The organism is Kitasatospora sp. NPDC034023 (assembly GCF_055575795.1).
In genome coordinates, this window is the sequence record NZ_JBVIRY010000001.1 from 578,517 (window position 1) to 601,125 (window position 22,609).

Sequence of the window (22,609 nt, forward strand, 5' to 3'; positions counted from 1 at the left end):
CGCGACCCGGCTCGTTACTTGCCGAGTGCGGCCTGCATCACCGCCTTGGCGATCGGGGCCGCGAGCCGCCCGCCGCTGATGCCGTCGCGGTTCTGGGAGCCGTCCTCGACGACCACCGCGACCGCGACCGACCGGCCGTCCGAGGCCTTGGCCCACGAGGTGAACCAGGCGAAGGGCAGTCCGGCGTTGTCCTCGCCGTGCTGCGCGGTGCCGGTCTTGCCGCCGACCTGCAGACCGGGGATCTTGGCGTTGGTGCCGGTGCCGCTCTCGACCACCGAGACCATCAGGTCCTGCATCTTCTGCGCGGTGGCCGGGCTCATCGCCTGGGAGAACTGCTTCTCGGTGTGCTTGGAGATGGTGGTCAGCGAGGCCGAGCGCTCCTGGTCGACCAGGTACGGCTGCATCAGGCTGCCGTTGTTGGCGATCGCGGCGGAGACCATGGCCATCTGCAGCGGGGTGGCGCGGGTGTCGTGCTGGCCGATCGAGTCCTGGGCGGTGCCGTCCAGGCTGGCGCTGTCCGGGAAGATGCTCTTCTCCGAGCGGACCGGGGTGTCGACGGTGCTGTTGAAGCCGAACTTCTCGGCCTGCGCCCGCATCTTCTCCTTGCCCAGGTCGGCGCCCATCTTGGCGAACACCGTGTTGCAGGACTGGTCCATCCCGGACTTGACGGTGGCGTTCTCGCAGCGCTCGTTGGGGCTCTCGTTCTTCAGCTGCGTGGTGGTGTTGGGCAGCGTGTACGGCTCCGGGGTCGACGTGGTGTCGTCGACGTTCTGGTAGAGGCCGTTCTCGAACGCCGCGGTCGCGGTGACCAGCTTGAAGGTCGAGCCGGGCGGATAGGTCTCCTTCAGCGCCCGGTTGAGCATCGGCTTGTTCGGGTCCGCGTTGAGGTCCGTCCAGGCCTTGGAGTCGGCCGAGTCGCTGCCGGAGAAGGTCCCCGGGTCGTAGGACGGGGTGGAGACCAGCGCCAGGATCGCGCCGGTCTTCGGGTCGATCGCGACCGCCGCGCCCTTCTTGTTGCCCAGGCCGTCGTAGGCGGCCTTCTGGACCTTGGCGTCGATGGTGGTGAGGACGTCGCCGCCGCGCTTCTGCTCACCGGTCAGCATGTCCAGGGTGTTGCGGAAGAACAGCCGGTCGTCGGTCCCGGAGAGGATGCCCTCCTCCAGGTTCTCCAACTGGCTGGAGCCGAAGACCTGGGAGGAGTAGCCGGTCACCGGGGCGTACATCGGGGCGTCGACCCAGGAGCGCTTGTACTTGTAGCGCAGGCCGTTGACGAAGTCGGACTTCGTGACCGGCTGGCCGCTGACGATGATGTTGCCGCGCGGGTGGGCGTAGCGGTCGTACACCTGGCGCTTGTTGTTCTTGTCGTTCGCCCAGGACTCGGCCTGGACGCCCTGGACCCAGTTGGTGCGCACCATCAGGGCCAGGATCAGTACGAGGCAGAAGATCGAGACCCGGCGGATCGGCTTGTTCATCGGGCGGGTCCTCCCTGGCCCTCGGTGGCCGGGGCCGGTTCGGCCCCGGGTCGGCGGGCGCTGTCGCTGATCTTCAGCAGGATCGCGACCAGCGCCCAGTTGGCGACCACGGACGAACCGCCCTGAGCGAGGAACGGCATGGTCATACCGGTGAGCGGGATCAGCCCGGTGACACCGCCGGCCACCACGAACACCTGGATCGCCATCGCCGAGGCGAGGCCGACGGCGAACAGCTTGCCGAAGGGGTCGCGGGCGGCGATCGCGGTGCGCAGGCCGCGCTGGACCAGCAGGGCGTACAGCAGGAAGATCGCCATCAGGCCGGTGAGCCCGAGCTCCTCGCCGAAGGAACCCAGGATGAAGTCGCTCTTGGCGGCGAAGGCGATCAGCCAGGAGCGGCCCTGGCCCAGGCCCGAGCCGGTGACCCCGCCGGAGCCGAGCGCCATCAGCGACTGGCCGATCTGCTCGGTGGCGCCCTTCGGCGGGTGCGGGCCGAAGGCGGCCATCGGGTCGAGCCAGGCGTTGATGCGGACCTTCACGTGGTCGGCGGTCGAGGCGACCGCCACCGCGCCGCCGACCGACATCAGCAGGCCGAACAGGATCCAGCTGGTCCGCTCGGTGGCGACGTAGAGCATCACCACGAACAGGCCGAAGAACAGGAAGGACGTGCCCAGGTCGTTCTCGAAGATCAGGATCAGCAGGCTGAGCAGCCAGATCACGACGATCGGGCCGAGGTCGCGGCCGCGCGGCAGGTAGAGGCCCATGAAGCGGCGGCTGGCCAGCGCCAGGGCGTCCCGCTTGACCATCAGGTAGCCGGCGAAGAACACCGTCAGGATGATCTTGGCGAACTCGCCGGGCTGGATGGAGAAGCTGCCCATCCGGATCCAGATCTTGGCGCCGAAGTCCTCGTCCCGGGACGGGAAGAAGGCCGGCGCGGCGAGCAGGACCAGGGCCACCACCATCGAGATGTAGGTGTAGCGCTGGAGCACCCGGTGGTCCTTCAGCAGGACCATCACCGCGATGAAGCCGGCGATCCCGAGGCCCGACCACATCAGCTGGTTCTCGGCCGCCGGGTAGTTGCCCCTGAGCAGCTTCCCGGCCTTGTCCAGCCGCCAGATCATCACCACCCCGAGGCCGTTCAGCAGGGTGGCGATCGGCAGCATCAGCGGGTCCGCGTACGGCGCGAAGCGGCGCACCAGCAGGTGCGCGACCAGCGCCAGGGCGCCCATGCCGAGCCCGTAGCCGAGCATGCCCGCGGGCAGCTTGGAGTCCATCGCCAGGCCGACGTTGGCGTACGCGAGGACCGGCAGCAGTACCGCGAAGAGCAGCAGGGCCAGCTCGGTGTTGCGCCGGTTCGGCGCCTCCTGCGGGGAGATGGTGGTGTTGCCCCGTCGACGGGGGACGGCCCGCTCGGCCGACGCCCGGCGCCGACCGGACCGCTCGCTGTCTTCGCTCAGGTTGTAGCTGCTCACGTGGTGACCGCTCCCTGACGGCCGGCAAGCCCGCTCGGGGCGGTCCTATGTCGGATCACGGACGTCACTGCTTCGGGCAAGAGTTGGCCCGGCTGAGTTCGTCTTCGGTCAGCGGGTTCTGGTCGCCCTGCGCGCCGGCCGCCGGAGGAGTGGCGTTCGGTGCGGGCGCGGTCGCGCCCGGCGTGGGCGTGCTCGGGGGGGTCGTGCCCGGGGCCGTCGGGGTCGGCGTGGTCGAGGGCGCGGCGGTCGGGGCCGCCGCGGCCGGGCCGCGGTTCTTCTCGCCCGGGGTCGGCGTGGTCGCCAGGAACGCGGCATGGGTGGCCTGCGTCGCCTGGGTGCCCTGCGCCGGTGCCGCCGCCTTGGCGGCCCGCTGGCAGAGCTGGACCCAGCCGTCGAGCTCCTGGACGGTCGTCTGCGCGTCGTTCAGGCTGCTGACCGAGATGGTCTTGTTCACGTGGGCGCGCTGGTCCTGCGGCAGCCACTTGAGCTGGATGCCGCTGTACGAGTCGTGCACCGAGGACAGGCTCAGGCCGGCCAGGCTCTGGTTGATGCCCTGGTAGACCGCGACGTGGTCGCCGTCCTCGCCGATGTAGTACTGGTCCTGGGTCCACTGGTAGCCGAAGTAGCCGGCGCCGCCGAGCAGGCCGAGCGTGACCAGGGCGGCCACCGAGGCGGTCAGGCCCTTGCGCTTGCGCTTCGGGGGCTTCTCCTCGTCGAAGTCCTCGGTGCCGTACACCGAGGGCTCGGCGGAGCCGTACGCGCCCTGGTAGCCCTCGGCGGGGCCGAAGCCGGCCGACGGGTCGTGGCCGGCCTCGTAGCCCTCGGCCGGGCCGAAGGCGCCCTGCGGGCCGCGGCCGAGGCCCGCCGCGCGGCCGGCCGGGGTGTCCGCGATCGAGCGGTCGGCGGCGGCCGAGGACGGCGGGGCGTCGGCGACCGCGCCGACCACCACCGGGACGTCGTTGAACTGGCCGCTCATGGTGTCCGTGGCGCCGACGTCGATGACGTCCGCCACGATGCAGGTGATGTTGTCCGGACCGCCGCCGCGCAGCGCGAGCTGGATCAGCTCCTGCACGGTCTGCTCGGGCGAGTAGAAGCTGCCGAGGGTGTCCTGGAGGGTCTGGTGGCTGACCGGGCCGGAGAGGCCGTCGGAGCAGATCAGGTAGCGGTCGCCGGCCCGGACCTCGCGGATCGACAGGTCGGGCTCGACCTGGCCGCGGCCGTCCAGCGCCCGCATCAGCAGCGAGCGCTGCGGGTGGGTCTCGGCCTCCTCGGGCGTGATCCGGCCCTCGTCGACCAGGCGCTGCACCCAGGTGTGGTCCTGGGTGATCTGCACCAGCGAACCGTCGCGCAGCAGGTAGGCGCGGGAGTCGCCGACGTGCACCATGCCCATCCGCTGGCCCGTCCAGAGCATGGCGGTCAGCGTGCAGCCCATGCCCTCGAGCTGCGGGTCCTCCTCGACCATCTGCCGGAGCCGGTCGTTGGCGCCCTGGACGGCGTCGCCCAGCAGGGTCAGCAGGTCGGCGCCCGGCACGTCCTCGTCCAGCCGGACGATCGAGCCGAGCACCTCGGAGGAAGCGACCTCACCGGCCGCGGCGCCGCCCATGCCGTCGGCCACGGCCAGCAGCCGCGGCCCGGCGTAGCCGGAGTCCTCGTTCCCCTCCCGGATCAGTCCCTTGTGGGAGCCGGCGGCGAAGCGCAGCACCAGGGTCATGCGACCTGTGCCCCCCTCTGGGTCATGGACGGGATGCTGTCCCTCATGCGCTACTACTTCCGCAGTTCGATGACGGTCCTGCCGATACGGATCGGCGTGCCCGGCTGGAGCGGGGTGGGCGCGGTCAGGCGCTGCCGGTCCAGATAGGTGCCGTTGGTGGAGCCTAGATCCTCGACCGTCCACTGCCCAGTCTGATCCGGATAGATCCTGGCATGCCGGGAGGACGCGAAGTCGTCGTCCAGCACGATGGTGGAGTCGTGTGCGCGGCCGAGCGTGATGGTCTGGCCCTGCAGCGCCACGGTGGTGCCGGCCAGCGAGCCCTGCACCACGACGAGCTGGCTCGGGGCGCCGCGACGGCGTCCGCCGCCGGGCTGGGCCACGGTCGCCGCCGACGCGGCAGCGGCGGCAGCGGCCGGCGCAGGCGTGGGGCGACCCGCGGCCTGGGCGGGTGCACCGCCGCCTGCCGTGGCGGACGCGCCGCGACGGGAGGAGCGCGGGTTCACCTTGGTGCCGAAGAGGTCGCTGCGGATCACCTGGATAGCGACGATGACGAACAGCCACAGAACGGCCAGGAATCCCAGCCGCATGACCGTGAGGGTCAGTTCTGACATGACCGTCCCGCCAGTCGGTGAGCGAGGCGCGCGAACAATTCGGACACTACCCTTCGACCTGCCGGTAGACGATGGTGGTGGAGCCCACGACGATTCGCGAGCCGTCGCGGAGCGTAGCGCGCTGGGTGTGCTGTCCGTCCACCACGATGCCGTTGGTGGACCCCAGGTCGACCACCATCGAAGGGCTGCCGGGCCGGATCTCGGCGTGCTTGCGGGAGACCCCGGGGTCGTCGACCCGCACGTCCGCCTCGGTGGAGCGGCCGAGCACGCAGGCCGAGCCGGTGATCTGGTGGCGGGCGCCGTTCACCTCGACCCAGCGGCGGACCGAGGTGCCGCCGTGGCCGGCGCCGGGGAGGTTGCGGACGTTGCCGCCGGCGGGCGCGGGCGGGCCCGGGGGCATCGCGGGGGGCGTGGCCGGCGGCGGGGGCGCGCTGTACTGGCCGGCGCCGGGCTGCTGCCACGGTGCGCCCGGGGCCGGGGCGGCCGGCGGGCGGTCGTAGCCGGGCTGCGGCGGGGAGTACTGCTGGGGCTCCTCGGCGGCGAGGGTCCGGCTGCGCACCCGGTACAGGCCGGTGTCGAGGTCGTCGGCCTTCTCCAGGTTCACCTGGAGCGGGCCGAGGAAGGTGTACCGCTGGGCCTCCGCGTACTCGCGGACCATGCCGGCCAGCTCGGTGCCGAGCTGCCCGGAGTAGGGGCTGAGGCGCTCGTGGTCGTGCGGGCTCAGCTCGACGATGAAGTCGTTCGGCACGACGGTGCGATCGCGGTTCCAGATGCTCGCGTTGTTGTCGCACTCGCGCTGCAGCGCACCGGCGATCTCCACGGGCTGGACCTCGGACTTGAACACCTTGGCGAAGGTGCCGTTGACGAGACCCTCAAGTCGCTGCTCGAACTTCTTCAGCACTCCCATGGGGCACCCCCTTCCAGGGTTCGTTCGCCTGCCTGCCGACCGGATCCCGCCCGCGAACCGGCCGTGCCTACTTGCGGTACTTCCGTACTGATCGTATCCACGCCGGGCCCTTCCGTACGGTTCCCGGACCGTGTGGTGCCCGGGGGTGGGCTCGGACACACAGGGTGACGCATTCCGGGTACGGCACGCCAGGTGTGCCCGTCGGAGCGGCCGCCCCTCCCTCGCGCACGCGTTCGGCGTACGTCCGTTCGGATGCGGTCGGTCTCGTCGGTGAACCGATTCGGAGCAGCCCCGCAGGTCGTGCTAATGTTTTCCACGTCGGAAGGGCCGCCCGGAAGGGAGGCCGGTCCAAGGAAGCGCGAAGGCCTCATGGTACCGAGCGGTTCGGAAGATCGGTCGGCAACGAGGACAACACCCATGCGCGGGTGGCGGAATAGGCAGACGCGCTGGATTCAGGTTCCAGTGCCCGAAAGGGCGTGGGGGTTCAACTCCCCCCTCGCGCACAGCGAAGCCCCGCAGATCTACGGATCTGCGGGGCTTTTTTGTCGTCCCACCGGTCCTTGCCGGAGTGGGGCGCGGTGGCTCAGGAACGGGTGGCGGGCAGCTCGGCGCGGACCTCGAAACCGCCGTCCCGGGTGGGGCCGGCGGTGAGGGTGCCGCCCAGCAGCTGGGCGCGCTCGCGCAGACCGACCAGGCCGTGGCCGCCGCCCGGGAGGGGCTCGGCCGGGTGGACCGGCGGGGCGTCGTTGCGCACCTCGACCCGCAGCAGGCGGCCCTTCGCCCGGACCTTCACGTGCACCCGCGCCTCCGGGGCGTACTTGGTGATGTTGGTCAGCGCCTCCTGCACGGTGCGGTAGGCGGCCCGCTGCACCGCCTCCGGCCACGGGCCGCCGGGGTTCAGCTCGGCGTCGGCGGCCAGGCCGCTCTCCTCGATCAGCCGGGGCAGGTCGGCCAGCCGGGGCTGCGGGGCGAGCGGGGCGTCCGGCAGCCGGCCGCTCGTGCCGCGCAGCACCCCGACCATCTGGCGCAGCTCGTCCAGGGTCCGAACGGACAGTTCGCGGATGGTGCGGGCGGTGGTCACGGCGGCCGGGTCGGTGGAGCTGACCTGGAGCGCGCCGGCCTGGATGCTGATCAGGCTGACCTGGTGCGAGACCACGTCGTGCATCTCCCGGGCGAGCCGGCCGCGCTCGGTGATCAGCACCCGCTCGGCCAGCAGCCGGCTCTCCCGCTCCTGGCCGCGGGTCAGCTCGTCCAGGCGGGCGGCCAGCTCCCGCCGGGTGCGGGAGAGCAGGCCGGTGGCGGCCGGGCCGGCGGCCAGCATCACGGCCTGGATGGCGTCGAGGGCGGTGGCCCGGCTCAGGTTGAAGACGTTGTCGGGCAGCGGCCAGTGGAAGAACTCGACCAGGGTGAAGAGGACACCGCAGGGGATCACGAACCGCGGGCGGGGACGTTCGGCGGCCACTGTGTAGACGGCGGTGATCGGGGCCAGCCAGATCTCGTCCACCCAGCTGCCGGGCATGGTGAGCAGCAGCACCACGACCGGGAAGCGGCGGCGCCAGAACAGCGCGACGGCGGCCAGCGTGGAGAGGGTCACCTGCCACCAGGTGGCGTCCCGGGCCACCAGGGCGGCGTCCAGCAGGGAGTAGAGGACGGGCAGCAGCAGCATCAGCCAGGGGGCGGTGCACCAGGCCGGCAGCCGTCCGGACGGCAGCTGGTCGGCGGTCGTCATGCTCCGTCGCCGGGCTTGGGCCGGACCAGGCCGGCCCGGTGGGCGAGGACCGCGGCCTGCACCCGGTTGGCGGCGCCGAGTTTGCCGAGGATCGCGCTGATGTGGTCCTTGACGGTGCCGGTGCCGAGGAAGAGGCGGTCGGCGATCTCGGCGTTGGACAGGCCCTCGCCGAGCAGCGCGAGCACGTCGAGCTCCCGGCTGGTGAGGGTGCGGGCCAGTGAGGTGGCCTCGGCGTCCGGGGCGCCGCCGTCCACGTAGCCGCCGATCACGGTGCGGGTGACGGTCGGGGAGAGGATGTTGCCGCCGGCCGCGAGCACCCGGACGGCGTGCACCAGCTGCTCGGGGGCGGTGTCCTTGAGCAGGAAGCCCACGGCGCCGGCCCGCAGCGCGGTGCCGATGTACTCGTCGGTGTCGAAGGTGGTGAGCATCGCCACGGCGGGCGGGTCGGGCAGGGCGCGCAGCCGGCGCAGCACCGAGATGCCGTCCAGGTCGGGCATCCGGATGTCGAGCAGCACCACGTGCGGGCGCAGGCGCTGGACGTGCTCCTCGGCCTGGCCGCCGGAGCAGTCGCCGACCACCTCCAGGTCGGGGGCGGAACCGACGATCAGACCGAGGCCGGAGCGGACCAGGATCTCGTCGTCGACGATCAGCACGCGGGTGGTGGTGATTGGTGCCTCCTCGGTTCGGGCGGCCGGGTGGGGGCGGTCCGCGTGGGTCGTTTCCGAGGGTAGGGGTAGCCGGGGCGGGGCGCCGAACGCCCGGGGGGTGGCGACCCCCGCCGTTCGGCGGGGGTGGGAATCCGCTACCCGGTTCACGTAATTCTCAGGCTTGGTGGGGAACCATGGAGTTGGCTGAGCCTTTCCGGCCCACTCCCTCACCTGGGCGGACGGTCGGACGGGTGTCGCCGGTCAGTCCGTCGGGCCCGTGCGGGCGCCCGCCGCCGGGCCGTACGCGGATGCGCCCCACCATCTGATCGTTTGGAATTGAGCTGTGTCGTCCACTGTGAAGTCGGAGCCGTCCGCCACGTCACCCGGGCCCCGGCCCGTCGGCGTGCTCGACCGCTGGCGCCCGCGGGCCGCCGTGGCCTCCGTCTGGTACCTGCGGCTGATCGCCCTGCTGAACGTCGCGACGGTGCTGCTGGTGCCCTTCCGCAACCAGGTCAGCGAGCACAACGAGGGTGAGTACTTCACCCCGTACCTGATGACCTCGGGCCTGGCCAGCGCGGTGCTGTCGATCTTCCTCGCCGTCGCGATGCGGCGGCGCAAGCGGGCCGCGTGGATCTTCAACGCGGCGCTCGGCGGCCTGTTCGCACTGCTCTACCTGGCGCTCATGGTGCTGCCGGACGAGCGGTTCCACGAGCACCCGCTCAACTACTTCTCCACCATCCTGACCTGCCTGTTCGTGCTGGCGCTGCTGATCGGGCGCAAGGAGTTCACGTCCAAGGGCGACAGCTCCAACCCGAAGACCGCGGCGGCCACCTTCGTCGGCGGGCTGGTGTTCGGCGGCGGGGTCGGCGCGCTGCTGGTCTGGCTGACCAACGAGCTGACCGGCGCGGGCTTCTGGGACCTCTTCCGGTACTCGGTCGGCCGGATGATCACCATCACCCCGTCCGAGCACCTGCGCTCGGTCATCGCCGCGCCGACCTGGGTGAACGCCGCGATCAACGCGATGGGCGGGGCGCTCTTCCTGCTGGTGCTGTACGTGGCCTTCCGCAGCCCGCGGGGCACCGAGCTGCTCAACCCGGAGGACGAGGCGAAGCTGCGCGGACTCCTGGAGAAGCAGGGCGAGCGGGACTCGCTCGGCTACTTCGCGCTGCGCCGGGACAAGGCGGTGATCTTCTCCCCCAGCGGCAAGGCGGCGGTCACCTACCGGGTGATCGGCGGCGTCTCGCTCGCCTCGGGCGACCCGATCGGCGACCCGGAGGCCTGGCCGGGCGCGATCGACGCCTGGCTGTCCGAAGCCCGCGAGCACGCCTGGGCGCCGGCCGTGATGGGCGCCTCCGAGGAGGCCGGAGTGATCTACGCCCGGCACGGGCTGGACGCGCTGGAGCTGGGCGACGAGGCGATCGTCGAGCTGGACGAGTTCTCGCTGGACGGCCGCGCGATGCGGGTGGTCCGGCAGGCGTACAACCGGGTCAAGCGGGCCGGGTACACGGTGCGGATCCGCCGCCACGAGGACATCTCGGAGACCGAGATGGCCGAGCTGGTGGCCAAGGCCGACGAGTGGCGCGACGGGGCGACCGAGCGCGGCTTCTCGATGGCGCTCGGCCGGCTCGGCGACCCCGGCGACGGCCGCTGCGTGATGCTGGAGTGCAGTGACGGCGAGGGCGAGCTGAAGGCGCTGCTGAGCTTCGTCCCGTGGGGCCCGGACGGGCTCTCGCTGGACCTGATGCGCCGGGCCCGCGACACCGAGAACGGCCTGATGGAGTTCATGGTGATCGAGCTGCTGCAGCGCGCCGAGGAGGTCGGGCTGAAGCGGGTGTCGTTGAACTTCGCGATGTTCCGGTCCGTTTTCGAGCGCGGTTCGCGCCTGGGCGCCGGACCGGTGCTGCGGCTGTGGCGCTCCACCCTGGGTTTCTTCTCGCGCTGGTGGCAGATCGAGTCGCTGTACCGGGCGAATGCCAAGTACCGGCCGATCTGGGAGCCGCGTTACCTGCTGTTCGAGAAGAGCAGCGAGATTCCGCGGATCGGCATCGCGAGCGCGCGCGCCGAGGGTTTCATCGTCGCGCCGAGCCTGCCCGCCCTGTTCCGACGCCGGCACGCCGGGGCACCCGTGGTGGCGCCCCGGGTCCCGGTGGCGGCCCGGGACGGGAAGGGGTAGCCCTCCGTCGGGGGGCGGAGGGGGCCGGTAGCCGGATGGGGGTCCGGAGGGGGGATCGCTCTCCCCCCTGAGGATGACCCTTATCCCCATCCCTGCCGATGTGCCCATTGTTAACAGGCTTCTAATGTTGGAGTAGTAGAAGGTTCGGGGATTCGGAGAAACGGTTGTGATTTACAGGACCCACGCGGGGGGCGTGCGAAAGGGGCCGCTGGCGCTAGCCAGAACGGCCGCTGTCGCCGAGTGGGGAACGTTGTTCGTGACGGTTCGGAACACGGTGGCGCGAAAGAAGTTCGCCGCTGTTCCGCTGGCCACGCTGGCGACGTTTCTGATCCTGCTGTTCAGCATCGTCCAGCACCTGCCGGGCGGTGAGCACTTCGTCAGCCACATCGGGGTGGTGCGGGCGGCGTTGCCGCTGGAGGTCTCGCTGCTGCGGACCCCGCTGTCGCTGTACGTTCCGGCGCTGGACCTGCCGGTCTGGGGGGCGCTGGCCCAGGTGTTCGTGGTCTTCGCGATCGCCGAGATCGTGCTCGGCCGGCGGATGACCCTGGTGGTCGCCTACGCCTGCACCCTGGCGGGCACGTTGTTCGCCCGGGTCGGCGTGGCGGTCGGGCCGGGCCACCTGTTCGGCTTCCCGAAGTGGGTCGCCTACGTGCGGGACACCGGGCCGTCGGCCGCGGTGGTGGCGCTGGCGATCTGCATCGCCTTCCGGTGCCGGGCCTGGTTCACTGCCGGCCTGGTGGTGGCCGTGATGGTCGGCGAGGCGGTCATACTGCCGAACCTGGCGGGCCTGGAGCACGTGGTCGCGGTGATCACCGCGCTGCTGATCGCCGTCGCGGTCGAGGTCTTCGGGGACTTCTGGCCTCGGGTGCTGGCCGGGGTCGGCGCCGCCACCTCGGTGGCCGCGGCCGCCTCGCGGGAGGTCGCCGTGGAAGCCCGGCGGCGCCGGTCGGCCGGGGCCGTTATTCCCTGATTCGCCCGCTCGCCTCAAGGGTGGGGCGGCCGTCAGGCGTGTGGGAGGGCCAGTTCGAACCAGACCACCTTGCCCACCGCCTTGCGGGCGGTGCCCCAGCGTTCGGCGAGCTTGGTGACCAGGGTGAGGCCGCGGCCGGTCTCGCCGAGCTGTTCGGCCGGCTCCAGCGAGGGCAGGTTGTGGTTGTCGTCGCTGACCTCGACCAGCAGCTTGTCCACCCGGATCAGCTGGAGCCGGACCCGGTCCCGGGCGACCCGGACGGCGTTCGTCACCAGCTCGCTGACCAGCAGCTCGGTGGTGTCGCTGAGGGCCTCCAGGTGCCAGGCGGCCAGCTGCTCGCGGACCAGCGACCGGGCTCGGCGCACCTCACGGTGGTCCACCGTGAGGTCCCAGGTGGCGACCTCGGACGGGGCGACCCCGTCGAAGCGGGCCACCAGCAGGGCGACGTCGTCCTTGCGGTCGTCGGTGTGCAGTCGGCGCAGCACCTCGTCGCAGGCCTGCTCGGGGCTCTGCTGCGGGTCGATCAGGTTGCCGCAGAGCGCGGCGAGGCCCGCCCCTATGTCCCCGCCCCGGACCTCGACCAGGCCGTCGGTGCACAGCACCAGCATCGAGCCGTCCGAGACGTCGATGGTCTTGGCGACGAACGGCACCCCGCCGACGCCGATCGGCGCGCCCGCCGGGATCTCCAACAGTTCGCCGGTGCCGTCCGGGTGCACCAGGACGGGCGGGACGTGGCCGGCGCTGGCCAGCTCGCAGGTCCGGTTGATCGGGTCGTAGACCGCGTACAGACAGGTCGCGAGGTGGTCGTCGCCGAGCTTGTGGGCCAGGTTGTCCAGGTGGCGCAGCAGCTGGCCGGGCGGCAGGTCCAGGGCGGCGAGGGTCTGCATGGCGGTGCGGAAGCGGCCCATCGCGGCGGCCGAGTGGATGCCGTGGCCCATCACGTCGCCGACCACCAGGGCGACCCGGCTGCCGGGCAGCTGGATCGCGTCGAACCAGTCCCCGCCGACCTCGGCCTTGGGGTCGCCCGGCAGGTAGCGGTGGGCGATCTGCACGCCGGGGATCTGCGGCGGGCGGGTCGGGATCATCGAGCGCTGCAGGGTGGTGGCGACCCTCGCCTCGGCGCGGTGTAGCCGGGCGTTGTCCAGCGACAGCGCGGCGCGGACGGCCAGCTCCTTGAGGGTCGCGGCGTCGCTCTCGTCGAAGGGGGCGCGGTCGGGCAGCCGGAGCAGCTTGAGGATGCCCAGCACGGTGCCCCGGGCGGAGAGCGGGACGACCAGCATCGAACGGCCGGAGACCACCGGGGCCAGCCGGGCGCCGCCGAGCGCGATCGCGTAGTCGACCGCGACGTCCGCGCTGATCACCGGGACCAGCACCGGCTGGTTCAGCTGCAGGGCCATCCCGGGCGGGGTACGGCGGGGCATGCTGACCAGCGAGCCCTCGGTGAGCACGTGGTCCCAGGCGCCGCCGGTCTCGTTGAAGACCAGGGCGACCCGGCGCAGCATGGTGGCGTCGTCCGGGCGGCCGACCGGCAGCTCGGAGTCCGAGATCAGCCCGTCCACCAGGTCCACGCAGGCGAAGTCGGCGACCCGGGGGACCAGCACGTGGCACAGCTCGTGGGCGGTGAAGCCGAGGTCCAGGGTGGTGCCGACCTTGCCGCCGACCTCGTTCAGCAGGGCCAGCTGCTCGCCGGCCTGCCCGTTGGTGAGGAAGGGGCTGAGCCGGCCGGGCGGCGGGGCCTCGGGGCTCGCGGGGGCGGGGAGCGGGACGGGCATGGCGGCGGGCGGGGCCTGGTCGGCGCGGAGCGGCGGGTGGCCCTTGGCGGACGACTCGACGGCGGCTCGGTCGATGGCGGCTCCTCCTCCGGTGGGTGGGGGTACCTCCCGGCCGGAGGCTGGGGGAGGGACGGACGGGCCGCCGCCCGCCGGGGCGCCGCTGACGGCGGCGACGGGCTGGGGGACGGGGAGCTCGGTGGCCTCGCGCTGCGCTGCCTCGCGCGGGGCGGGCAGCGGGGCGGGCGAACGGCGGCCGGGCGCGGTCTGCTCGGGCTGCGGCGGCGGGCCGACCCGGGAGACGCGCTGCTGCGGCGTCGGGTAGCGGCGGCCGAGACCGGCGGCCGCGTGCGCCGTCCCGGTCTGCGCGTCGGCGGGCAGCACCGGCAGCACGGTGACCGCGTCCAGCCGCAGGGCGGGCAGTCCACCGAGTCCGATCGCGGTCGCCATCGCCGTGCGGTGGCCGGCGGGCAGCAGCCGGGCCAGCGGTTCGGGCACCCGGTCGGCGGGTGGGGTGAGTGCTGCGGTCAGCCCGTGGAAGCCGCCCCGGGCGGCGGGCGTGGCGGCGAACGGCAGCAGCCGCTCGCCGAGCGCGAGCCGGGGGCCGGTGGTGCGCAGCGGGCGGGCGTCGGCGGCCAGCGCGAGCAGCCCGCCGGACGGGCCGGGCAGCGGGTAGGCCCACCAGAGCACGTCGCGCTGGTGCTCCTCGCGGTCGGTGACGGTCAGCCGGCCGGCCCAGGGACGGCCGGCCGCGGTCAGCTCGGCGAGGGTGTCGAACGCGTCGCAGGCGCGGCGGACGGCGCACCGGCCGAGCACCCGCGACTCCACGGCGGGCAGCAGGCCGGAGGCGGGGCGGTCGTGGGCGACTTCGGCGCGGTGTCCGAACAGCTCCTCGGCGGCCCGGCCCCACTGCGCGATCCGGCCGGACCGGTCGACCAGCACGAGGGCGAGCCGGACCAGGGCGGCCACGCCCGTCGGGTGGTCGCCCGGTTCGGTCCCGTCGGCCGCCGGACGCGGTGTGGAGTTGGACTCGGCCACCATGGATTCGCTCTGCTCCCGCCTGGCCGCCACGCCTGGAGGCGGCCGTCTCTCCGGAGGAAGGCTCGCTGTGCGGATACCAGCGAAGCACGGACCGGGCCGGGCTTGATACCGAAACGGGGAGATTCATCAGTATCGGTTGCGTGTCGTGCGGCGCGCGCCGGTCCGTACCTCCGGTTCACCCGGACGGGGCTTTCGCGCGCGGCGGTAGGGTGGCAGGCCGGACCGCCCGTGCGGCGGACCCGCAGGACGCAGCCGGCCGGACGAGACAGAGGCGAGAAGTGAGCGCGCAGAGCCCCGCCCGCTGGACGGACCCGGAGCAGCAGGAGCTGGAGGAGCGGGTCGCCGCCGCCGAGCTCGCCTGGCTCAGCATGGACGTGGACGTCCAGACGCTGCGGGTCGAGATCGACAACTTCGCCCTGATCCACCACCAGCTGCTCGGCCCGCTCTACGCCCGGCTGGACGAGCTGGACGCGCTGGTCGCCGAGGCCATCGCGGCCCGCACCGGACTGCCCGAGGACCAGCGCCGGGCCGCCGAGGCACGGCAGCAGGTCGAGGAACTGCCGGACCTGGACGCGCTGTTCGACTCCGTGCAGGAGCAGCGGGAGCAGTCCGGCCAGGGGGAGGAGGCGGCCCCGCCGCCGCCCGCCGCGCCGAGCCGGGTGCGGCCCGGCAAGGACGCCCAGCGGATCTACCGCGAGCTGGTCCGCCGCGCCCACCCCGACCTCACCACCGACCCGGCCGAGCAGCAGCGCCGGGCCGCCTTCCTGGCCCGGGTCAACGAGGCCTACGCGTTCGGGGACGCCGCCGCGCTGGAGGGCCTGGCCGCCGAGTGGTCCACCGCGCCGGAGGCCGCGCCCGCCCTCGACTCCGCCGACCGGTCGGACTGGCTGCGCCGCCGGCTGGACTGGCTGACCGCCAAGATCGCCGAGACCGCCACCGAGCAGGTCCGGCTGGAGCAGACCCCGATGGGCGAGCTGCTCGCCCTCGCCCCGCAGGACCCGGACCGGCTGCTCGAGCAGCTCGCCGAGGAACTGCTGGCCAAGGCCGCCGACCGGCAGGCCGAGCTGGAGCGGCTGCTCGGCGGCCACGGCCCGGCGGCGGAGGACCACGGCTCGGTGGAGAGCCACGGCCCGGCGCCGGTGGGCGACAATGGCACGGACCCGACCGACCCCCAGCCTTCGGCCGGGAGGTACCCCCCTCAGGAGAGCCACACGATGTTCGCGCAGATCCCCACCGCCGAAGCCGCCGCCGTGCCCGCCGACGCCGTCCTGCTGGACGTCCGCGAGCAGGACGAGTGGGACGCCGGCCACGTGGACGGCGCACTGCACATCCCGCTGGGCCAGGTGATCGGCCGGCTCGACGAGCTGCCCGACGGGAAGCTGTACGTGCTCTGCCGGGTCGGCGGCCGCTCCGCGCAGGTCGTCCAGTACCTGGTGCAGCAGGGCCGTGACGCGGTGAACGTGGACGGCGGGATGTACGCCTGGGAGGGCGCCGGCCGTCCGATGGTGAGCAGCACCGGCCAGGACGCCTTCGTCCTCTGAGGCGCCGGAGCTTCCGAGGAGGCCTCCCGTCCTCCCGTCCTCCCGGGCCGGTCGCCCGGTAGGGCAGGATGGGCGCGCGAGTGCGCCGGTACCGGGCCGGGCGCCGCCCGCCGACCGGGCTGGGGAGGCCATGACGGAGACGACGGACCGGCCGGCCCGGGGGCGGGCCTGGTCGAGGCCCGCGCAGCTCGTCCTCGGCCTCGCCGGGGTGGCACTGATCGGCGGCACCGGGCTGTTCCTCGCCGCGGTGTTCCTGCACGTCGCGCCTGCCAACTCGCTGTCCCGGCAGTACCGGAACGCGATCGACGGCGTGGTGTACCCGGAGTTCGAGCAGAACTGGAAGCTCTTCGCGCCCAACCCCCTGCAGCAGAACGTCAGCCTGGACGCCCAGGTACGGACCGTCGCGGCCGGCGGGACGACCACCACCCGCGACTGGACCGGGCTGACCGCGCGGGACATCGCCGCGATACGGGGCAACCCGGCGCCCAGCCACGTCGACCAGAACCTGCTGCGCCGGGCCTGGGACTTCTACGACAGCTCGCACAACCCGCAGGACGAGGCGCCGACCAACGCGCGCGGCAAGCTCGCCGAGCAGTACCTGAAGCGGATCGCGCTGCAGCGGATCGGCCGGGAGGCGGACGGCGAGCGGATCCTGGAGATCCGGTTCCGGGTGACCACCGCCACCGTCCCGCCGCCGGCCTGGAACGGTGAGGCCGCGCCGCCGGCGCCCAAGGTGCGGGAGCTGCCGTGGTGGCCGGTGGCGGACGAGGACTACCGGGGGCTGCTCGGATGAACGAGGTGTCGGCGCGGGATCCCCGGCCGGACGCGGCGGTGCGGTCGGACGGGGAGGCGCCGTCGGACGGAGTCGTACCGGCGGACGGTATCCCCCGACAGGCCGGTGCCGGGCAGCCGCACGCGCCGGCGCCGCGCGGGCCGGGGGCGGCCGAGCTGCTCGGACGGGCCGTCGAGGCCTTCACCGGACGGGTGCTCGGACGGCACCAGGCCGCGGTGGTGCGGATCGGGTTCGGACTGGTCTGGCTCGCCTACCTGCTGCGCGAGTGGCCCAACCGGCGGGTGCTGTACGGCGACCGCTCCCCCTGGTCGATGGAGCTGGCCGAGCGGTTGCTGGGCGACGACGGGGCGTTCACCGTGCTGCCCTGGTTCGGCGGCCGGCCCTGGTTCGAACTGGTCTACCACCTGGCGGTGCTGGCGGCCCTCGCCGTGCTGCTGGGCTGGCGCACCAGGGCGAGCACCGTGCTGTTCCTGGTCACCGTGCTGTCGCTGCAGAACCGCGACGTCTTCCTCGGCGACGGCGGCGACAACGTCGTCCACCTGATGGCGGTCTACCTGGTCTTCACCCGCTGCGCCGAGGTCTGGTCGCTGGACGCCCGGCGGGCGCGGACCGGGCGGTCCGGCGGGTGGTCCGGGTGGACCGGCGTGGCGCTCTGGGCCGTCCTCGGGGCGGCCCTGGCGGCCTGTCAGTTCGGCGGCTTCTCCGGCGAGAGCCTGACCTGGACCAGCCGGACCTTCCCCCACCTCGGCTGGTCGCCGCTGTTCTGGGGACTCTGGGCGGTTGCCGGGACCTGGTGGACGCTCGGGCGGCTGCGGCCGGACGGCGAGCCGCGGGCCCTGCTCGACGCGCTGGCCACCATGGTGCACAACTGCGCGATGCTGGTGATCGCCGTCGAGGTGGTGCTGATCTACGCCACGGCCGGCTGGTACAAGGTGCAGGGCACGCGCTGGCAGGACGGCACCGCGCTCTACTACCCGCTGCACCTGGACTACTTCGCCCCCTGGCCCGGGCTGTCCGCGCTGGTCGGCTCGGCGCTGCTGCCGGTCTTCCTGATCTCGTACGGCACCGTGATCGTGCAGGTCGCCTTCCCGTTCACGCTGCTCAACCGGCGGGTCAAGAACGTGCTGCTGGCCGTCATGATGCTGGAGCACGCGGGGATCGCGGTGGTGCTCGGGCTGCCGGTGTTCTCGCTCGCGATGATCGCGGCGGACGCGGTGTTCCTGCCGACCGGCGCACTGCTGTGGACGGCGGCGCGAGTGAGCCGGATCCGGACCCGTCGGATCCGGCGGGAGCCCGCACCCTAGGATGTCGGTATGTCCTGGTTCGCTGCGCTTCGTGACACCGCGCGGACCGGACTCACCCTGGACCGGGCGCTCACCGACCCCAAGCGGGCCGTGCGCGGGGCGGTCGCCGTGGCGCTGGTGCTCTTCCCGACGCTCGCACTCGGCGGAGTCGCCCTCGCCACCTCGGCCGCGATGGGCGCGTTCATCGCCGGCTCGGCCACCTTCCAGCGCAGCTTCCGCCCCCGGGCCAGCCTCGCCGTCGCTGCCGGAGCCGGACTCGGGATCAGCACCTTCCTCGGCTACCTGGCCGCCGGGGTCCCCGGCCTGTTCCCCGTCCTGCTCGCGGTGTGGGCCTTCGGCGCCGGGCTCGCCTGGGCGATCGGACCCACCGCCGGGGTGGTCGCGACCAACACCGTCTCGGTGATGCTGATCGTCGTGCAGCTGCCCGTCAGCGCCACCGCCGCGCTCGGCCACGGGCTGGTCGCCGCCCTCGGCGGAGTCGCCCAGGCCGCCGTCATCACCCTCTGGCCGATCGGCAGTTGGACCGCCCAACGCGACGCCCTCGCCGACACCTACGCCGAACTCGCCGACTACGCCCGCCGATTGCGGCAGGACCCCACCGCGCACGTGGACCCGGAGCCGTTCATGACCGCCCGGCACGCGGCCGCCCTCACCCCCTGGCAGGACCGCCACCGGCCGCCCGAACTGCGGGGCCTGCGCGGCATCGCCGAACGGATCCGGCCCACCCTCGCCGCGCTCGCCGACCCCAAGGTCGGCGCCCCCGAGGAAGGACCGGAACGCGACCGGGCCCGGGAGGTGCTGGCCGCCTCCGCCGACGCCATGGACTCCCTCGCCCGGGCGATCCGCACCGGCGACCCGGTCCGGCTCCCCCGGTCCGCGCCCTCGCTCACCCTGGTCCGGCCCGACGACGACGGACCCCGGCTGCAGGGCGCCGCCCGGCGCTCCGCCCGACGGCTCGGCGGGCTGCTGCGCAAGGCCGCGGACACCCTCGACCGCAGCGACGAGGACACCATCACCACGCCCGTGGTCGGGGCCGGCGGGGCGCTGCACAAGCCGTCGATCGTCCGGATGCTGCCGGTCGCGCTGCGGGCCGTCCGCCGCCAGCTGCAGCCCCGCTCGGCGATCTTCCAGCACGCCGTCCGGCTCACCGGGGTGGTCACCGTCGCCTACCTGCTGGCCCGGCTCGCAGGGTTCCACCACGGGTACTGGGCGCCGATGACCGCCGCGATGGTGATGCGGCCGGACTTCGCGCAGACCTACAGCCGGGGCGTCGCCCGGCTCGCCGGGACGGTCGTCGGGGTCGCCGTCTCCACCCTGGTGGTGCAGCTCGCCCACCCCGGCGAATGGGTGCTGGCCGCGCTCGCCGTGCTCTGCATCGGCGGAGCCTACCTCGCCTTCCGGACCGGGTACGCGCTGACCACGGTCGGCATCTCGACCTACGTGGTGTTCCTGCTCGGACTGCAGGCGGGCGACCCGCTGGTGACCGCCGTCGAACGGGTCGGGCTCACCCTGCTCGGCGGGTCCCTCGCACTCCTCACGTACGCGCTGTTCCCGACCTGGCAGACCGCCCGCCTCGGGGAACGGCTCGCCGAATGGCTGGCCGGGGCCGGGCGCTACGCGGGGGCGGTGATCGCCTGCTACGAGAAGCCGGCCGCGCCGCGCGGACGGGCCGTACGGAGCGCGCTGCTGGACTCGCGGGAAGCCCGGTCCGAACTGGTCCAGGCGATGCAGCGGGCCGACGCCGAACCGGGGCGCCACGAGTCCGGGCTGACCGGGGTGAGCCGGCGCCAGATCGACCGGGCCCGGGCGGCGGTCGGCCACCTCGGGCGGGCGGCGGTGCTGCTGGAGGCCCACCTGCCGGCGGCGGACGCCGAACCGGTCGCGGGGACGGGGGACTACGCGGAGGAGCTGCGGCTGGCCACGGCGCTCGCGGCGGGGGCGCTGCTCACGGGGCGACCGGTGGAGTTCGGGGCGATGCGGGACGCCCAGGCGCGGTTGGAGGAACGGCTGGCGGAGGCGCCGGCGGGGGTGCAGCGGGACGTGGTGCGGGCGGGGACACGGCTGGTGGGGCAGGCGCTGCGGGATCTGGAACGGGCCCTGCGGGGGAGCGCGGAGGCTCGTTAGACGGGGGCTTTCGGGAGGGTGGGAGAGTGGGCGGTATGGGTGACGACGAGCTGGTGCGGGCGTGGCGGGTGGCCGAGCGGGAGCCGGGGGCGGTGCTGCTGGACGGGTTCCACGCCTTGAAGCACGCGCTGCGCTTCGGCGGTGACGTCCGGCGGGTGGTGACCGCCGACCGGGTCGCGTTGCTGGCGCTGGCCGCCGAGCTGGCCGGGGACGTGGTTCCGGCGCTGGACGGGCTCGCGGTGGAGCTGCCGGAGGCGGTGCTGCGGACGCTGGCGCCCCGGCCGCACCCGACCGGGGTGATCGCGCTGGCCGTGCGGCCCTCCCCCGAGGCCAACCTGGCGGCCCTGGCCGAGCGGCCGCGCCGGGCGCCGGTGGTGCTGCTGGAGAACCCGCGCAACCTGGGCAACGTCGGGGCGGTGATCCGGCTGGCGGCCGGGTTCGGCGCCACCGGGGTGGTGACCACCGGTGACCTGGACCCGTGGCACCCGACGGTGCTGCGCGGCAGCGCGGGCCTGCACTTCGCCACCGCCGTCGAGCGGCTGACCCTGCCGCAGCTGCCCGCCGGGCCGCTGTACGTCCTGGACCCGGAGGGCGCGGACATCCGGGACCTGCCGTTCCCGGACGACGCGCTGCTCGCCTTCGGCACCGAGCGGCACGGCGTGTCGGCGGAGCTCAAGGCGCGCGCCGACCAGCTGGTGGCGGTGCCGATGCAGCCGGGGGTGTCCAGCTTCAACCTGGCGACCAGCGTCGCGATGGGCCTGTTCCACTGGATGTCCGGGAAGCGCTGAGGCGCGGCGCCGGGGTCGGGCACCGTGCGTCGGCGGGACGGTCAGGGACGCTCAGGGGTGCTCAGGGGTGCTCAGGGCGATCAGGGCGATCGGGGCGTCAGGAGAAGAGCCGGCGCCAGGTGTCCGGGCCCGGGTAGCCGTCGGCCTCGGCGCCGCGCCGGCCCTGGGCGAGCTGGAAGGCCTGGACGGCCCGCCGGTCGCTCTCGCTCCAGTGCGGGCCCGGGCCGACGGCGTACGACCCGCCGAAGCCCTTGAGGACTAGCTGCTCGCCGAGATTCTTGACGTACGCGTTGTCGGTGTCGGGGCCGAACGTGTCGGTGCCGGGGAAGGCGGGTGCCCCGGTGACGGGTGGTGGCGGGGACAGCGGGGTGCCGCCGTCGATGTTGCGGCCCTTGCCGTTGACCAGGTAGTCCCAGGTGCCCTTGCCGGGGATGCCGTCGGCCTCGCTGCCGCGCCAGCCCTGGGCGAGCTGGAAGGCCTGGGTGGCCTTGCGGTCGGCCTCGCCCCAGCGCGGTCCGGGGCCCTCGGTGTAGAAGCGGGCGCCGCCGCGCTGCACCAGCAGCCGGCCGAGCTTGGTGACGTACGCGTTGTCGGCGCCGGGGCCGAACTTGTCGGCGCCGGGGAAGGCGGTCGCGGAGCTGCCGTCGTTGCCGGCGCCGTCGGTGCTGCCGCCGGACGGGCCGGTGTAGCGGTACGGGACGTAGGAGCCGGAGTTGTTCCAGTACGCGTACGGGGTGGAGCGCTTCCTGGTGCCGGGGGAGGTCTGCTCGTAGGCGACGTACTTGGTGCGGGAGGAGTCCGTCCAGCCGCCGAAGATCGTCACGTGTGAGCCGGCCTGCGGGTTGGCCGGGTTGTTGTAGATCAGGACGTCGCCGGGCTGGAGGTCGTTCTTGCCGATCCGTTCGGCGACGTCCGGCAGGGTCCAGGTGGTCTGGCTGCTGCCGAGGCCCCAGGCCATCGAGACGAAGCCGGAGCAGTCCTGGCGGTAGCCGTCCGACCAGTAGCGGCTCATGCTGTACGGCACGCGCTGGTCGACCCAGCTCTGCGCGCGCCGGATGACCTGGGCCCGGCTGAGCGGCTGGGCGGCGCCGGGGGTGGCGTAGGCGCGGTCGTCGGTGTCGGCGGCCTGGCCGTAGGGGCCGGTGACCTCACCCTGGGGGGTCTGCGGGGGCTGGGCGGTGCTGCTGCCGCCCGGGGTGGGGCCGGGGGCGGGGGCCGCCGCGGCCGAGCCGGCGGCGGCCGTTCCGCCGCCGATCGCGGTGCCGACGGCGGCCATCAGCACGGCGGCCCGGCGGCGGATGCTGCGGGCCGCGGCGTGTCCGCCCTCGTGGACCGGCGCCGCGTGCAGCCGGGCGCGGCGGCGGGCACGGCAGCCCCCGCATATGCAGTCCTCCTCCGGTTCGACCTCGTCGAACTCGATGAGCGGGGACAGGGGGTCGGTAACGGTCATGCTCCGCCTCTTTCCTGCGGTCCTTCCCGGTCACGGCCTGACGGACTGATGGCGTGACAGGACTGGCCTTCCCGGGCCGGCTCCGCGTGTTATCGGGACCAAAGTCCCAA

General features: G+C 73.4%; 16 protein-coding genes and 1 tRNA gene. 8 read left to right on the forward strand and 9 right to left on the reverse strand.

Features of this window, described 5'->3' with window-relative positions; genetic code table 11:
* Positions 1 to 14: 14 nt before the first annotated feature.
* The 5 genes from ACZ52R_RS02585 to ACZ52R_RS02605 all read right to left on the reverse strand — a co-directional run bounded on the left by ACZ52R_RS02585 (position 15) and on the right by ACZ52R_RS02605 (position 6,170).
* Positions 15 to 1,472, reverse strand: a complete 1,458-nt coding sequence (locus tag ACZ52R_RS02585) for a peptidoglycan D,D-transpeptidase FtsI family protein (protein WP_360498153.1) — start codon at positions 1,470 to 1,472, stop codon at positions 15 to 17.
* Positions 1,469 to 2,845, reverse strand: coding sequence for an FtsW/RodA/SpoVE family cell cycle protein (locus ACZ52R_RS02590; protein ID WP_360498185.1), 1,377 nt, complete (start codon positions 2,843 to 2,845; stop codon positions 1,469 to 1,471). Before ACZ52R_RS02590 ends, ACZ52R_RS02585 begins: the two co-directional genes overlap by 4 nt.
* Before the next feature lie 160 nt (positions 2,846 to 3,005).
* Complete coding sequence (locus ACZ52R_RS02595; protein ID WP_360498151.1) at positions 3,006 to 4,652, reverse strand: PP2C family protein-serine/threonine phosphatase; 1,647 nt, start codon at positions 4,650 to 4,652, stop codon at positions 3,006 to 3,008.
* A gap of 53 nt (positions 4,653 to 4,705) precedes the next feature.
* Positions 4,706 to 5,263 (reverse strand): FHA domain-containing protein FhaB/FipA, encoded by a 558-nt coding sequence (locus ACZ52R_RS02600; RefSeq protein ID WP_360498149.1) that lies wholly within the window; start codon positions 5,261 to 5,263, stop codon positions 4,706 to 4,708.
* Between the two features lie 46 nt (positions 5,264 to 5,309).
* Positions 5,310 to 6,170, reverse strand: a complete 861-nt coding sequence (locus ACZ52R_RS02605) for a DUF3662 and FHA domain-containing protein (protein ID WP_360498147.1) — start codon at positions 6,168 to 6,170, stop codon at positions 5,310 to 5,312.
* Between the two features lie 419 nt (positions 6,171 to 6,589).
* On the opposite strand from ACZ52R_RS02605, the gene ACZ52R_RS02610 reads away from it, so the two are divergent.
* A tRNA-Leu gene (locus ACZ52R_RS02610) sits at positions 6,590 to 6,673 on the forward strand.
* An 80-nt stretch (positions 6,674 to 6,753) separates the two neighbouring features.
* On the opposite strand, the gene ACZ52R_RS02615 is transcribed toward ACZ52R_RS02610, so the two are convergent.
* Positions 6,754 to 7,899 (reverse strand): sensor histidine kinase, encoded by a 1,146-nt coding sequence (locus tag ACZ52R_RS02615; protein ID WP_465615464.1) that lies wholly within the window; start codon positions 7,897 to 7,899, stop codon positions 6,754 to 6,756.
* Positions 7,896 to 8,549, reverse strand: a complete 654-nt coding sequence (locus ACZ52R_RS02620; protein WP_465661761.1) for a response regulator — start codon at positions 8,547 to 8,549, stop codon at positions 7,896 to 7,898. Before ACZ52R_RS02620 ends, ACZ52R_RS02615 begins: the two co-directional genes overlap by 4 nt.
* A gap of 400 nt (positions 8,550 to 8,949) precedes the next feature.
* Between ACZ52R_RS02620 and ACZ52R_RS02625 the strand changes: the two genes are divergently transcribed.
* Complete coding sequence (locus ACZ52R_RS02625; protein ID WP_360498181.1) at positions 8,950 to 10,719, forward strand: phosphatidylglycerol lysyltransferase domain-containing protein; 1,770 nt, start codon at positions 8,950 to 8,952, stop codon at positions 10,717 to 10,719.
* A gap of 256 nt (positions 10,720 to 10,975) precedes the next feature.
* Complete coding sequence (locus ACZ52R_RS02630) at positions 10,976 to 11,689, forward strand: hypothetical protein (RefSeq protein WP_360498143.1); 714 nt, start codon at positions 10,976 to 10,978, stop codon at positions 11,687 to 11,689.
* Positions 11,690 to 11,721: 32 nt separating this feature from the next.
* Here the strand turns inward: ACZ52R_RS02630 and ACZ52R_RS02635 are convergent, their stop codons facing one another.
* Positions 11,722 to 14,499: an ATP-binding SpoIIE family protein phosphatase gene (locus ACZ52R_RS02635; RefSeq protein WP_465752530.1), complete on the reverse strand. Its 2,778-nt coding sequence runs from the start codon at positions 14,497 to 14,499 to the stop codon at positions 11,722 to 11,724.
* A 278-nt stretch (positions 14,500 to 14,777) separates the two neighbouring features.
* Between ACZ52R_RS02635 and ACZ52R_RS02640 the strand changes: the two genes are divergently transcribed.
* The 5 genes from ACZ52R_RS02640 (at position 14,778) to ACZ52R_RS02660 (ending at position 21,049) form a co-directional block, all read left to right on the forward strand.
* On the forward strand, positions 14,778 to 16,040 hold the full coding sequence (locus tag ACZ52R_RS02640) for a rhodanese-like domain-containing protein (RefSeq protein WP_465752532.1): 1,263 nt from the start codon (positions 14,778 to 14,780) through the stop codon (positions 16,038 to 16,040).
* 130 nt (positions 16,041 to 16,170) lie between these two features.
* Complete coding sequence (locus ACZ52R_RS02645; protein WP_465661609.1) at positions 16,171 to 16,833, forward strand: DUF5819 family protein; 663 nt, start codon at positions 16,171 to 16,173, stop codon at positions 16,831 to 16,833.
* Positions 16,830 to 18,137 (forward strand): HTTM domain-containing protein, encoded by a 1,308-nt coding sequence (locus ACZ52R_RS02650; RefSeq protein ID WP_465661611.1) that lies wholly within the window; start codon positions 16,830 to 16,832, stop codon positions 18,135 to 18,137. Before ACZ52R_RS02645 ends, ACZ52R_RS02650 begins: the two co-directional genes overlap by 4 nt.
* Before the next feature lie 9 nt (positions 18,138 to 18,146).
* Positions 18,147 to 20,261, forward strand: a complete 2,115-nt coding sequence (locus tag ACZ52R_RS02655) for an FUSC family protein (RefSeq protein WP_465615475.1) — start codon at positions 18,147 to 18,149, stop codon at positions 20,259 to 20,261.
* A gap of 35 nt (positions 20,262 to 20,296) precedes the next feature.
* Positions 20,297 to 21,049 (forward strand): TrmH family RNA methyltransferase, encoded by a 753-nt coding sequence (locus ACZ52R_RS02660; RefSeq protein WP_360498131.1) that lies wholly within the window; start codon positions 20,297 to 20,299, stop codon positions 21,047 to 21,049.
* Positions 21,050 to 21,146: 97 nt separating this feature from the next.
* Here ACZ52R_RS02660 and ACZ52R_RS02665 read toward each other — a convergent pair whose 3' ends face one another.
* Positions 21,147 to 22,499: a peptidoglycan-binding protein gene (locus tag ACZ52R_RS02665; protein WP_465615478.1), complete on the reverse strand. Its 1,353-nt coding sequence runs from the start codon at positions 22,497 to 22,499 to the stop codon at positions 21,147 to 21,149.
* Positions 22,500 to 22,609 lie beyond the last annotated feature (110 nt).